Here is a 13,337-nt window from a genome sequence, read left to right on the forward strand (position 1 = left end):
CATTTTCGTTGTGTTTTGTAAGATATAACGGCATTATAAAATAAAAGGCTTAAACTAGTCCGATTTTTGTTAATAAAGTGTTAGAGCCCGATAATAATGTGAAGAGGAGAGATAATAGCGTAAGCAGTCATTCCGACTTTGAGATTTTGGAGAGAGTCCTGTTTATCCAAGGCGATGAGGAGGGTGCCTCCGCTGAGACGCAATCCGATCTCGATATTGTCTCCCGAAGTTTCGAGGGTTTCGATCGTACCGGAGAGGATATTATCATCGGTGTCGGAAGAGGGCTCTGTAGAGACGATACTAATATCACTCGATTTAATAATCGCGTAGGTGTCGCATCCGACGCTCAGCCCCATATTAAGTACCGATTTTGCGGTGATGGTTGAGCGCATGACGTCCGAACCGCTGAGGGCGAGGGTGAGGGTGGAATGCAGGCCGTTCGTATGGATCTCTTTGAGAACACTCGGGAGCTGATTGCGTGCGCTGGTGGTGAGGAACGTACGGCTGAGGATTCGTGCCAGACGTTCGGGATCGTTGCCCGCTTCCGAAAATCGGTCGATAAACTGTCGGTGAAGCTCGTTAAATCGGTGGAATGTTGCGATAAGTTCACGGGCATAGGGGGTGAGTTTCGTCCCACCGCCCCCTTTGCCTCCGGTAGTCCGTTCGATGAGGGGCTGATCGGCGAGGGCATTCATGCCGTTGATACGTTCCCACGCCGCCTTGTAGCTCATTTTCATCTCTTTGGCGGCGGCGTGGATCGATCCGATCTTATCGATACGCTCCAGCAGCTCTATCCGCCCGCTCCCTAAAAAACTTTGCCCATCTTTGGTGAGCCAAAAACGTCCGTCGATCTTCATTAGAGGCTAAAACTGTGCTGCATAGGCACTTCGATGGTTTTGAGGGAAAATTCCCCGCCGAGAAAGAGGTAGGAAGCCAAAACACCTTGCGCTAAAAGCATATCGGAACCGTCTTTGTAGGGGAGGCCGCTGATTTTGATTTCACGTAAAAAGGGGGTCTCTTTGCCGTAGATGACATCGACAGCCCCTTTTGAACGCGATAGGAGTTCTATAAGCAGCGGTCGTGGGATCGGTAATTCGTTATCACTCAGCCCTGCCGAAGTAGTGTTGATGATAAGATCATAATCATCGGCGGTAAAGCCGTCCCAGCAGTATGCTTTTATCCCTTCCTGGATAAAAAAGTCCAAACGACCGGAGGAGCGGTTGAGGACGGTCGGAGTGATCTCACCTTGGCGCAATGCGATGGAGAGGGCTCGCGCCGTCCCGCCGCCGCCTAAAATCAATGCATTTTTGATAGGTCCGAATGACTGGATAGCACTCATGAAACCGTCTGCATCGGTGTTATAGCCGATCAGCTTCCCTTTTTCATAGACGAGTGTATTGACGGCTTTGATCGTTTTGGCGATTCCGCGTACTTCGTCGCACTGAGCATAGGCCGCTTCTTTATGGGGAACGGTAACGTTGGCGCCGCTGAGTTTTTTGGATTCAAAAACATTGCGTAATTGTGTGCCGTCACTAAGATGGGTTCGTGAGTAGCAAGCACTGACGCCCAGTCTTTTAAAGACGCTGTTATGCATCAACGGTGAGCGTGAATGGTGTACCGGATCACCGAAGATGCTAAAGAGTTTCATAGGGGATCGACCAGATCATCCAGCGTGCTTGTAAGTGCGCCGAGTTTGTTGGTGACTTCGAGGTATTCGAGTTCGTGAACGGAGTCGGCAACGACACCGGCACCCGCTTGCAAAATCACGTAGTCAGGCTTGATAAGGGCGGTGCGGATCGTGATCGCACTGTCCATATTGCCATCGAATCCGAAATAGCCGATCGTACCGCTGTAAAAGCCTCGTTTTACCCCTTCAAACTGGGCGATTAACTCCATCGCACGGATTTTAGGCGCACCGGTCATGGTTCCGGCGGTAAAAGTCGCGGCGAGAAGATCAAACATATCTTTATCGTCGGCGATTTGGGCATGTACGTCCGAGACGATATGCATAACGTGCGAATAGCGCTCTACGTGCATCATCTCTTCGACTTTAACCGTTCCGGTCTTTGCGACTCGCCCGACATCGTTACGCCCCAAATCGATCAGCATCAAATGCTCTGCGAGCTCTTTCGGATCGGAGAGGAGTTCCTCTTCGAGTTCCAAATCCCGTTTTTTATTGATTCCTCGTTTACGGGTTCCTGCGATCGGTCGGAGCAAGATATCGCCGTCGCTCAAACGAACCATCACTTCAGGAGAACTGCCGACGATACTGAAATCCTCATACTCCATTAAATACATATACGGAGAAGGGTTTTTAAGTCTCAAAATACGGTAAAAACTAAATGGATCTACCTTGGCATGACGGATATAGCGGTTTGTCATCAGGATTTGGAAAACATCCCCGCTTTTAATCATCTCTTTGGATTCATCCACCATAGAGAAAAATTTCTCTTTGGTATGGATAAATTCGCCCCCTTTATCGTCGGCTATTGCTTTGAGAGGCGTGTAGTGATAAGGGGCTTTGAGTGTCGTTTCGATCTCTTCGAAACGGCTTATCATTGTATCGAGACAGCTCATCAAAGTGATCGTCGCATTTTTATGCGAAACGACGAGGGTAAGTTTCGGAAGAATCAAATCCATATCCGGCGTTTGTGTCTGATCGACAAGCCCACTCATATAATCTTCGAGAACATGCTCGAAAACTTGCACCATATCGTATCCGATAAATCCGATAAATCCGTCGATATACCCCACTTTCAAGGCACGTGCACGTTCGCGATATGCATTCTGGTCGAGTTTGCGATAATACTCTTTCAAAAATTCAAACGGAGAAACATCGAGCTGATGCGTTAATCCTTCTGCATCGATGTAGGAAGTTTTTCTGTCGGCATAGGTGAGACGTTCACGTGCACCGATTACGATAATCGTATAATTGCCTTCACTGTTTCCGGCACTCTCAAATAAAAAACTTACTTCACCGGGGAAAAGGGTTTTAGCCTTTTCATACACGGCAATAGGGGCAAATTGATCGAGAGAAAAATGGCGCGATGTAATCACATTATTTCCCTGTAATATATGCGCCGGCTTCGATGTTCTTACGAACGGTTCCGAGTACGTCGCGTGCTGCTTTTTCACCTTGGAAAGGTCCGACCATAACTTTGGTTGCTGAACCGCTCGGTACGGTAATATATTTCAATCCGCTTGCATTGAGACGATCGAACAATGCTTTATTCGGTTCTTTAGAGAAAGATCCCACTTGGATGAAATACGTTCCCTCAGTATCTGCAGTTGCTTTCGCAGCCGGCTTTTCAGCCGGTTTTGGAGTAACTGCGGCAGATGGTTTTGTTTCAGGTACGGCTGTTTTTTTAGTTTCTGTCACTTTTTTCGGTTCAACCGGTTTGGCATTTTTAATCGTTGGGGTATTGATTACCGGTTCTGCAGCTTTAGGTGCACTTTTTACAACAGTCGGTTTCGGTTCTGCTTTTGGGGCAGGGGAAGGCTTGACTTCAGCTTTCGGTGCTGCAGCTACAGGAGCAGGGGTACTTGGTGCCGGAGTTTTAGCTTGAGGAGCCGGAGTATTCGGTGTTTCAGCTTTCGGTTGTTCTGCCGGAGTGTTTTGAAATGACTCCTGTTTGATTTTTTGTGCTATTTTCCCCAAGTCTTGAGCAGAGGTTTCATTGCCCCCTTCTTGGATTACTTCTACCGGCTCAAAGAGAGGATCATCAACGATTTCAGTCGGTGCAGACGGTGTCGGCGGAACTGCTGCATGCGGAGGCTGCTCTTCGGTTTGGGTTTTGAGCGAATTCATAATCACCAATACAATGATGAGAATTAGAGTTAATGCCGCAATTGCCAACAACAGCTTTTTACTGTTTGATCCTGATCCGCTTTTATTGAGGATAATATCGTTGAGTTCGTTTTTTTCTTCCATCTTTGTCCCATTCCTTAGGTGTAATAGTTATAGATTGTCGAGTTACATATGCTTCGACCATGAAGCACCGCGCTCTTTAGCGTAGACTTCATAGGGAAGGTTGAGAATATTGTATTCCGATGGCAAGTCGAGTGTCGGAAACATTCTCCACTGTTTCGGTTGTTTTGCGGCCAATTTCATAGAAATCATTTTACCCAGTTGGTTGGCTTCTTGTAAAGTCGTATGTCCTTTGTGGATATAGACATGAAGATGCCCGGGGGTCTTGGTCTCAAAAGCGGTAAAGTTGATAAATCCCTCTTCACGTAACAAAAGCTGCGCTTTGTGGTAAAAACGTTGAGGGTCGGTACCGTTATAATCGATAACGATATTTTCGACTTTGTCAAATTTATTGATCAGTGAATGGGCAACGGTGATCTGCCCTTTTAAGTGCTGGTCAATAATTGCCTGCGTCAGGGATTTGTCGATTTTTTCATATTTGTTAAAAAAAGTGCGCCCCTTGAAATCGATTTTATTGACGACGTTGTCATGTTTCAGCCAATAATGGTCCGAAATCATTTTAATCAGTTTCATATCCATCGATGTCATGGGCGGACTCCTTAATACGTTGGTTGTTTATAGATAATAAATCCGCGTGCTAAAGCTTGAAGCTCTTCTTTGATCGCGGCTTGTTTCTCGATATTTTCAATATCGTCCAAAACATCGGCAATTTTATTGGCAATAATTTCGAATTCTTTTTCTTTCATCCCGCGTGAAGTCAAAGCCGGGCTTCCGATACGGACACCGGATGTAACAAACGGAGAACGAGTTTCACCCGGAACCGTATTTTTGTTAACGGTGATACCTGCACGTCCGAGTGCCGCATCGGCCTCTTTTCCGCTGAACGGTTTGTTCAGGAAGGAAACGAGGATAAGGTGGTTATCGGTACCGCCGCTGACGATATCATAGCCGCGTTTCATTAACACGTCAGCAAGGACTGCCGCATTTGCTTTCACTTGTTTGGCATAGACTTTCCACTCAGGTGATAGGTTGTATTTGAATCCTACCGCTTTTGCCGCGATAACATGTACCAACGGTCCGCCTTGAAGTGCAGGGAAAATTGCAGAATTGATTTTTTTAGCAATTTCTTCATCGTTGGTCATGATCATACCGCCGCGAGGGCCTGCAAGCGTTTTGTGCGTCGTTGTTGTGACAACATCCGCATACGGGAACGGGCTTGGATGCTCGCCTGCAACGACAAGACCTGCGATGTGGGCGATATCGGCAAACAAGATTGCTCCGACCGCATCGGCGATTTCACGGAATTTGGCGAAATCGATCTCACGGGCATAGGCAGATGCACCGCACACGATGATTTTCGGTTGAACGATTTTCGCGATGTCCATGACACGATCGTAATTGATGCGTCCGTCAAGCTCTACACCGTAGGAAAAACTGTGGTAATTTTTTCCTGAAAAGCTTACTTTTGAACCGTGTGTCAAATGTCCGCCGTGGCTGAGATCCATACCGAGGAGCTTGTCTCCCGCTTGGAGAAGCGCTGCATACACGGCACCGTTTGCGGAAGAACCGGAATGAGGTTGAACATTCGCAAATTTACATCCGAACAATTCACATGCACGATCAATCGCAAGCTGTTCGACACCGTCAGCGTATTCGCATCCGCCGTAGTAACGTTTTGCCGGGTAGCCTTCCGCATATTTGTTGGTAAATACCGAACCCATCGCTTCCATTACGGCCGGAAGGGTAAAGTTTTCTGAAGCGATCATCTCCAAATGGTCGCTTTGACGTTCGAGCTCTTGCTCACATAGGGTGTAAATTTCGTTATCGAATTCTTTAAGGAAACTCATTCTTCTTCTCCGTTGTTGATTTGGTTGTGTTGTATCGGTTTCATTGCCGGGAAGAGCAATACATCCCGGATAGAGTGTTGGTTGGTCAGCATCATGACGAGGCGATCGATACCGATCCCTTGTCCTGCAGTCGGAGCCATACCGTAGCTAAGTGCCGTGACGAAATCTTCGTCCATCTCATGGGCTTCATCATCGCCCGAGTCTTTAGCGGCCATTTGTCCTTCAAATCGTTCCAATTGATCTACAGGATCATTTAATTCGCTAAAAGCGTTTGCAATTTCACGTCCAGCGATAAAAAGCTCAAAGCGGTCGGTCAACTCAGGACGCTCATCATTGCGGCGTGCAAGAGGTGAAATCTCAACCGGGTAATGGGTGATGAACGTCGGATTGATCAGTTTGGCTTCAACGAATTCATCAAATAATTCCCCTTGGAGCTGACCGAGATTCATCGCCGCATTGGCTTCTAGATTTTTCGATTTCAAGAATGCCAAAATGGCTTCTTTATCATTGACGATATTTTCAGGAACGCCGCCGATAACACTGAGACTTTTAACCAATTCGATCTCGGTAAATTGATCAAAATCGACTTCAAGTTCACCGTACGGGAGGCGTTTCGGCAAATCAAGATGATCGAAGAGATATTCAAAATACTCTTTAGTAATCTCAATTAAATCTTTGTAGGTTTTATATGCCCAGTAAAACTCGATAGAGGTAAATTCAGGATTATGCGTCGCATCCATCCCCTCATTTCGGAAGTTGCGATTGATCTCAAATACCGCTTCAAATCCCCCTACAATAAGACGTTTGAGGTAAAGCTCAGGAGCAATACGAAGATAGCGATCGACTCCGAGGGCATTATGATGCGTTACAAACGGTTTTGCATTGGCTCCGCCTGCGATGGGGTGCATCATCGGTGTTTCAACTTCCAAAAACCCTTTGTCCTCAAAAAAGCGTCGGGTAAGACTGATTACTTTCGAACGGATATGAAATGTCTTTCGCACTTCGGAGTTCATGATCAGATCAAGGTAGCGTTGGCGGTAGCGCATCTCCTTATCCTGAATCCCGTGGAATTTTTCCGGCAGGGGAGAGATGGCTTTGGTCAATATTTTCAGGGTGTCTGCATGCAAAGAGAGTTCACCGTGCTGTGTGATAAACGGATAGCCGCTTACTTCAATGATATCACCGACTTCGATCAGTTTTTTAAACACATCGTTATAAAAATTCTCAGGGAGATTGTCACGTGCGACGTAAATTTGGAGCATGCCGCTTTCATCTTCGATTTTAAGAAAACTCGCTTTTCCCATTAAACGATAGAGCTTGATCCGACCGGCTACGGTGTAATGACGGTGTTCATCACGTTTCTCTTCACTCTGAAACAAATCGGAGTTAACGTTATGAAATTTATCGATCGTCGTATTTCGGTTAGAATTGTTTGCATAAGGGTCGATTCCGAGAGCTCTGAGTGCTTCAGCTTTTTCGATCCGTTGTTGAACGTATTGGTTTTCAAATGCCAATGTATTTCCTTGTCTTTGTTTATTTTTTGGATTTTTCTTGGCAATTTTTGCAAATGCCGTATATCTGCATAGAGTGCTCTTGCATGATAAAACCTAATTCTTCGGCGATCTTTTGTTGACGCTCTTCGATTGCTTCATCCACAAACTCGGTGATGCTGCCGCAAGTGGTACAAATGATATGGTCATGATGATCTTTTGCCCCCAATTCATATTTTTTACCTTGTGCTCCGAAAGAGAGCGAAGTGACCATGTCGGACTCTTCTAATAGGGATAACGTCCGATAAACCGTTGCGATCCCGGTATTAAGATCGGGGTGTTTCTCTTGAATCAGATGATGGAGCCCCTCAGGGGTGAGATGCTCATCCGAGTTATAAAGCATTTCCAGAATGACTTCACGCTGGATAGTAAATTTGAGACCATTAACTTTTAGTAACTGTTTGAAGTCACTTAAAAGCTTGTTATATTCAATGGTTCTTTCAGTGAAATCGGTATAAGAGTTCATAAACTATTGTTCCTTTTTCGATCCGTGTTTTGTATGTTTTTCTTTGGCAGCATCTTTCTTGGTTTCATCTTTTGACTCTACACTGGAATCATTGTGCTTGGTTTGATTTTCATCCCCCACGAGTGATTTGACATCATTTGTCTCGATATGAAGAATAAAATCTCCTGTCGCAAACATCGGTTTGTAAAAAATACTATTTGCCATTTTCGGCTCAAAATTCTCTTTAATTGCGGTAACGCTAAATAGAGCATAAACGATAATAGAGATAATAAAGAAAAATTTACTGCTTCCAACAAGAAAACCGAGTACTCGATCGAGTGGCCCTAAACCGCTAAGTGTACTTAATTTTTTAAACCCGGCGCCGAGAGCAACCATGAGCAACCAAAATATCCCTAAGGCAAAAACAAAACCGACCAGATTGATCGCAGTCGACGTTTCAAAGTGGAAAAGATTGTCACTTAAAAATCTCCCCATGAATCCGCCGATATGGGAAGCGACATAGACGCCTCCCACAATACCGACCATCCCAAAAACCTCTTTGGAAAAACCGTTGAGCAACCCTTTGAGCCCTAACAGTAAAATAACTGAACCAACAGCAACGTCAAAATAATTCATATCCATTAAAACTCCATTTCGAGACGGTCTTTACCGTTCTTTTTTGCCCGGTATAAGGCAACATCCGAACGATTGATAATTGCATCGATCGTGTCGCCTTCGATGATTTTAGTAAGCCCGATGCTTAGTGTCACCGGAATTTGTTGATTTTGAAACAACGGTTTATTGTTGCGGCAGAGATTTAACAGCCGTTCCGCTACCAGTTGAGCACCCGCTGAGTCGGTACGATTGAGGAGAATAATAAATTCTTCCCCGCCGAATCGATACACACGATCACCGTCGCGTAATGCTTTTTTGAAAAGTTTCACGATAAAAATAAGGACTTTATCTCCGGCAATATGGCCGAACCGGTCATTAATAAATTTAAAGTCATCTACATCGATCATAAGTGCAAAAATATCGTAATCCAGCTTTTCCTTTTCAAGGACGGCTCTTAAATATTCATGAAGAGCATAACGGTTATATGCTTTCGTCAGCGGATCGAGAGAAGTCTTTATTTCTAACGTTTTGACTTGTTCCATCAGGGTATGTATCACATCATTGGCACGGGAAACTTCATCATTTAAATGATCTTGAATGGCATTGAATTTTTCGGAAATTGTACCAAAATCAATCAACTTGGATGTAGCAGTTTCATTCAGTAACTGTGCATGTTTGTCGGTAATTTCACCGATTTTTGTGTTACTGGCTGAATATGAATCAATACTTCTTCGTGCAAGTTCCTTGTACTCTTCCGACCCGGTGCCGCGATAGGCCAGCAAATCAAACTCTCCTGACGTGTACGATTCTAAAACTTCGTGGGTGGCATTAGAAATGAGCTCAGAAAATTCTGTAGGGGTAATGCTTTCTTGTAAGTTACTGAGTGACTCAAGTTGTATCGTGAGTTCTTTGCAAAAAAGGATAAGTAAAGGGTTGACTTGGTTGGTTTCCACCATTTGACCTTATATGTGTTTTGAATGTTCAAATACTTCATTAATCAATGAAGGAAAAGGTGAGTATTTAACTTTCTAAAAGTAATGCCATTATACTTTTTCTAACATAAATATAACTTTTGATCCTCTCAATCAGTCCTCTTTTAGGATAAAAGGATAAAATTCGTGAACTAATAATTATGGTGCGAGAGCACACAGGAGATGATATGAGTACATGGAGCCGATCCAGCTGGAGAGAAAAACCGATTAAACAGCAACCGACGTATCCGGATACGGCAGCTTTGGAGCAGATCGAATCACAGCTTCGCAATTATCCTCCTCTTGTTTTTGCAGGCGAAGCCCGTATCCTCAAGAAAAACTTTGCCGAAGTATGTGAAGGAAAAGCATTTCTTCTTCAAGGGGGCGATTGTGCAGAGAGTTTTTCAGAATTTCATGCGCACAACATTCGTGATACATTTAAAGTAATGATGCAAATGGCCGTAGTCATGACATTTGCAGGGGGAGTTCCCGTTGTCAAAGTAGGGCGTTTAGGCGGACAATTCGCCAAACCTCGTTCATCCGATTTTGAAACGATTGACGGAATTAGTCTTCCGAGCTATCGCGGCGATATCATTAATGGGGTCGATTTCACTGAAACTGCCCGTGTTCCTGATCCGTATCGTATGGTTCAAGCATATAACCAATCAGCGGCAACCCTTAATCTGCTTCGTGCATTTGCATCGGGCGGATTAGCCGATTTACATCAGGTCCATGCGTGGAACCTCGGTTTCGTCGGACAAAACGAGATGACCAAAAAATACGATGAACTCTCACGTCAAATCGATGATTCTCTCCGTTTTATGGCAGCATGCGGTATTACTTCGGATACTTACCGAACGCTACGAGAGACCGATTTTTATACCTCTCATGAAGCATTGCTTCTAAATTATGAAGAGGCGTTTACCCGACAAGATTCCCTTACAGGAGAATGGTACGATGTATCGTCTCATATGTTGTGGATCGGTGACCGTACCCGTCAACTTGACGGTGCCCATGTTGAGTTTATGCGCGGTATCAAAAATCCGATAGGGGTAAAAGCAGGTCCGTCCATGGATCCGGAAGATTTGGTCCGTTTATGCGATATATTGAATCCTAATAACGAAGCGGGACGATTAAATATTATTGTACGTATGGGAGCTGACAAAGTGGGTGACGGAATGCCTGCATTGATACGTGCGATCGAACGTGAAGGGAAAAAAGTTCTTTGGAGCTGTGATCCGATGCATGGAAATACCATTACCAGTGCCGGTTATAAAACACGTCCTGTCGATTCAATCCTTAAAGAGATGAAACAATTCTTCCAAGTTCATAAATCCGAAGGTACGTATGCCGGAGGGGTTCATTTGGAAATGACAGGTAAAAATGTCACCGAGTGTTTAGGGGGATCGTTTGAGATTACGGAAGATAATCTCAAAAGCCGTTATCATACCCATTGTGACCCTCGTCTCAATGCGGATCAATCACTTGAACTTGCATTCTTAATTGCCGATACGCTCAAAGAAGCACATCGCTAAAAAAATCGTTCGTGGTGAGCTCAATGAAACATCGCGTTGCGAGCGGTACCCTTGTTTTGTCGAACCATGAACACCCTTCCACTGGCTCAGGGTGAACAGGGATGTTCGTTTGCTCTTTTTATTTCTTCTGACAGACCGGACAAACACCCGAAACGACAATCGCTACTTCATCCGCTGCATATTGACTGACATCTATCGTATCTTTTATCAATGTTGAGGGATTAAAGGGGATATCTTTGAGTTCTCCGCATATTTTACACATGACATGAGCATGAGACTCTTTTTCTATCTCATATTTTGTTTTTTGACCCGGGATTTTTACTTCACGTATCAAACTTACATTCATCATTGTATGAACGTTTTTATACAGTGTTGCAAGTGAGATAGACGAAAATTTATTACGGATAGCACTGTAAAGATCATCGATACTTATATGCCCTTCACGTTGCATTAGTCCGATGATAGCTATACGCTGCGGTGTCGCTTTGAGATGATGTTGTTTAAGCAAATGTTCATATTTCATAATGATGAATTATAAGATATTGTGAGGTCTATATCGCATAAAAGCATTGAAGCGGTTTGATTTTTGAAATAATTTTTAAGATATTCTCCCCGGCTAGGGGAAAAATTACATAGAACTGATAAGTCGAAGCAACTCATCCGGCTTATTAGAGTATTGTAATGCGATATCTTTGCTTACGATTTTTTTACGAAGGAATTCAATGATCTCTTGTGTCTGAGTCGTCATGCTCGTACCTTGCTGATTTAACTGCATTTGAGAATAAAGCTGATGTACTTTGTCTTCACGGATCAAGTTGGCAATTGCAGGATTCGTGATCATGACTTCTTGTGCCGCGATACGTCCTCCTCCGATTTTCGGTAAAAGAGCTTGTGCGATTACGGCGATGAGGGAAGTTGAAAGCTGTGCGCGGACTTGCGGCTGTTCATCTCCGGAAAATACGTCGATGATACGGTTGATCGTTTGCGGTGCCGAATTGGTATGGAGAGTTCCAAAAACCAAATGCCCTGTTTCCGCAGCCGTGAGTGCTGCAGAAATGGTTTCACGGTCACGCATCTCCCCGATGAGAATAACATCCGGGTCTTCACGCATCGCGTATTTTAATGCAGCAGAGAAACTTTTTGTATCGGTACCGATATTACGATGGGAAAAGAGCGATTTTTTATTGGTATGGACAAACTCGACAGGATCTTCAACGGTAATGATATGACGTGCTTCAGTCATATTGATCTCATTGAGCATGGCTGCCAATGTGGTCGATTTACCGCTTCCGGTCGGACCGGTAACGAGAATAAGCCCTTTTTCTCGTTTGATGATCTCTTTAAAGATTTTTTTCGCGTTCAAATCATCAAGGGATGGGATGATAACGGGAATGATACGAAATGCGCAGGCGATATCGTCCATGGTTCGATAATAGTTGGCACGGAATCGGCCTACATCGGGAATAACGATTGAAAAGTCAAGTTCATTATTCTCTTCAAACATTTTTTTCTGTTTTTCAGTAAGAAGAGAATATCCCATTTCTTCAATTTCCCGACCGTCAAGAACAGGGAGGTTAAGAGCAACAAGACGGCCATCAATACGAATTTGCGGTTCAGAACGACTGACCAAATGGAGATCGGACGCTTTGTAGGCGACAACACTTTTGAGGAGTTTATAAATATCTAATGCTGAATTCATGATTGAAATATTCCTTCGTAGTGAGATTGATCGTAACCGACGACGAGCTGATCGCCATACTCGATAATAGGGCGTTTGAGGAGGAGATTATGATTACTCATCCATTCTATTTTACCATTGTCATCCAGCTCCAACGCTTTTATGCCAAGTGTTCGATAGGTTGTCCCTTTGTTATTAAGCAAAACAGACATATCGGATTTTTTTAACCATGATTCAATTTTTTCTCTGGAAACGGGTGATATTTTGAAATCATGAAAGGTATACGGCAAAGCATGGGTATCAAAAAACTGAAGGGCTTTTTTAACACTGCCGCAATTTTTAATCCCGTAGATATGTGTCATGGATTACTCGATAATCTTTGGAACGATGAAAAAATGCTCTTGAGCATGAGGTGCATGTGCCAAAATATCATCATTGATAGCACGATCGACTACCCCGATATCTTCTCGCAGGGATGTGGAAACATCGGACATCGCAAATGTCGCACTGATGCCGTCGGTATTTAATTCGGAGAGATTATCGACAAACGAAACGATTTCACTGAGCTGCGATATCATATCTTCCCGCTGCTCTTCGGGAATTTGAAGATAAGAGAGTTTTTCTAAACGTTGTAGAAGTGTTTCGTCAATTTGCATGGTTAACCTAAGTTGTGATAAATTTATGAAAAATAATTGTACCCTAAAAATAGGTTTACAAAACTTTAACGTAGGGTAAGATATCATTGCTCTAATTAATGATTGTGAAAGA

Annotated in this window: 15 protein-coding genes; 1 reads left to right on the top strand and 14 read right to left on the bottom strand. The window is 44.0% G+C overall.

Going from position 1 to position 13,337, the window contains the following annotated elements; all coding sequences use genetic code 11:
- Positions 1-80 precede the first annotated feature (80 nt).
- Genes PHE37_RS10655 through PHE37_RS10700 form a run of 10 tightly spaced genes read right to left on the bottom strand, consistent with a single transcriptional unit; the run spans position 81 to position 9,338 of the window.
- Positions 81-857, bottom strand: coding sequence for a TOBE domain-containing protein (locus PHE37_RS10655; RefSeq protein ID WP_299993179.1), 777 nt, complete (start codon positions 855-857; stop codon positions 81-83).
- Complete coding sequence (locus PHE37_RS10660) at positions 857-1,648, bottom strand: shikimate dehydrogenase (RefSeq protein ID WP_299993181.1); 792 nt, start codon at positions 1,646-1,648, stop codon at positions 857-859. The genes PHE37_RS10655 and PHE37_RS10660 overlap by 1 nt, the downstream gene beginning before the upstream one ends.
- Positions 1,645-3,057 carry an anthranilate synthase component I family protein gene (locus PHE37_RS10665; RefSeq protein WP_299993182.1) on the bottom strand — a complete coding sequence of 471 codons (1,413 nt, stop codon included), beginning with the start codon at positions 3,055-3,057 and terminating at the stop codon, positions 1,645-1,647. The genes PHE37_RS10660 and PHE37_RS10665 overlap by 4 nt, the downstream gene beginning before the upstream one ends.
- Position 3,058: 1 nt before the next feature.
- Positions 3,059-3,931 carry an SPOR domain-containing protein gene (locus PHE37_RS10670; protein ID WP_299993184.1) on the bottom strand — a complete coding sequence of 291 codons (873 nt, stop codon included), beginning with the start codon at positions 3,929-3,931 and terminating at the stop codon, positions 3,059-3,061.
- A 42-nt stretch (positions 3,932-3,973) separates the two neighbouring features.
- On the bottom strand, positions 3,974-4,516 hold the full coding sequence (locus PHE37_RS10675) for a DUF1882 domain-containing protein (RefSeq protein ID WP_299993187.1): 543 nt from the start codon (positions 4,514-4,516) through the stop codon (positions 3,974-3,976).
- An 11-nt stretch (positions 4,517-4,527) separates the two neighbouring features.
- Positions 4,528-5,775 (bottom strand): serine hydroxymethyltransferase, encoded by a 1,248-nt coding sequence (locus PHE37_RS10680; protein ID WP_299993188.1) that lies wholly within the window; start codon positions 5,773-5,775, stop codon positions 4,528-4,530.
- Positions 5,772-7,289, bottom strand: coding sequence for a lysine--tRNA ligase (gene lysS, locus PHE37_RS10685; RefSeq protein WP_299993190.1), 1,518 nt, complete (start codon positions 7,287-7,289; stop codon positions 5,772-5,774). The genes PHE37_RS10680 and lysS overlap by 4 nt, the downstream gene beginning before the upstream one ends.
- A gap of 19 nt (positions 7,290-7,308) precedes the next feature.
- A complete protein-coding gene (locus PHE37_RS10690) occupies positions 7,309-7,791 on the bottom strand; it encodes a Fur family transcriptional regulator (protein WP_299993191.1) in 483 nt (160 codons plus the stop codon).
- A gap of 3 nt (positions 7,792-7,794) precedes the next feature.
- Positions 7,795-8,412 (bottom strand): CvpA family protein, encoded by a 618-nt coding sequence (locus tag PHE37_RS10695; protein ID WP_299993193.1) that lies wholly within the window; start codon positions 8,410-8,412, stop codon positions 7,795-7,797.
- The gene (locus PHE37_RS10700; RefSeq protein ID WP_299993195.1) at positions 8,412-9,338 is read right to left on the bottom strand and encodes a GGDEF domain-containing protein; all 927 of its coding nucleotides are present in this window, start codon (positions 9,336-9,338) and stop codon (positions 8,412-8,414) included. The genes PHE37_RS10695 and PHE37_RS10700 overlap by 1 nt, the downstream gene beginning before the upstream one ends.
- A gap of 206 nt (positions 9,339-9,544) precedes the next feature.
- Between PHE37_RS10700 and PHE37_RS10705 the strand changes: the two genes are divergently transcribed.
- The gene (locus tag PHE37_RS10705; RefSeq protein WP_299993196.1) at positions 9,545-10,891 is read left to right on the top strand and encodes a class II 3-deoxy-7-phosphoheptulonate synthase; all 1,347 of its coding nucleotides are present in this window, start codon (positions 9,545-9,547) and stop codon (positions 10,889-10,891) included.
- A 118-nt stretch (positions 10,892-11,009) separates the two neighbouring features.
- Here the strand turns inward: PHE37_RS10705 and PHE37_RS10710 are convergent, their stop codons facing one another.
- The 4 genes from PHE37_RS10710 to gatC all read right to left on the bottom strand — a co-directional run bounded on the left by PHE37_RS10710 (position 11,010) and on the right by gatC (position 13,225).
- The gene (locus tag PHE37_RS10710; protein ID WP_299993197.1) at positions 11,010-11,414 is read right to left on the bottom strand and encodes a Fur family transcriptional regulator; all 405 of its coding nucleotides are present in this window, start codon (positions 11,412-11,414) and stop codon (positions 11,010-11,012) included.
- 105 nt (positions 11,415-11,519) lie between these two features.
- Positions 11,520-12,590, bottom strand: a complete 1,071-nt coding sequence (locus PHE37_RS10715) for a type IV pilus twitching motility protein PilT (protein WP_299993198.1) — start codon at positions 12,588-12,590, stop codon at positions 11,520-11,522.
- Positions 12,587-12,931: an arsenate reductase family protein gene (locus PHE37_RS10720; RefSeq protein WP_299993199.1), complete on the bottom strand. Its 345-nt coding sequence runs from the start codon at positions 12,929-12,931 to the stop codon at positions 12,587-12,589. Before PHE37_RS10720 ends, PHE37_RS10715 begins: the two co-directional genes overlap by 4 nt.
- Positions 12,932-12,934: 3 nt before the next feature.
- Complete coding sequence (gene gatC, locus PHE37_RS10725) at positions 12,935-13,225, bottom strand: Asp-tRNA(Asn)/Glu-tRNA(Gln) amidotransferase subunit GatC (protein ID WP_299993200.1); 291 nt, start codon at positions 13,223-13,225, stop codon at positions 12,935-12,937.
- Positions 13,226-13,337 lie beyond the last annotated feature (112 nt).

Source organism: Sulfuricurvum sp. (genome assembly GCF_028681615.1).
GTDB lineage: Bacteria > Campylobacterota > Campylobacteria > Campylobacterales > Sulfurimonadaceae > Sulfuricurvum.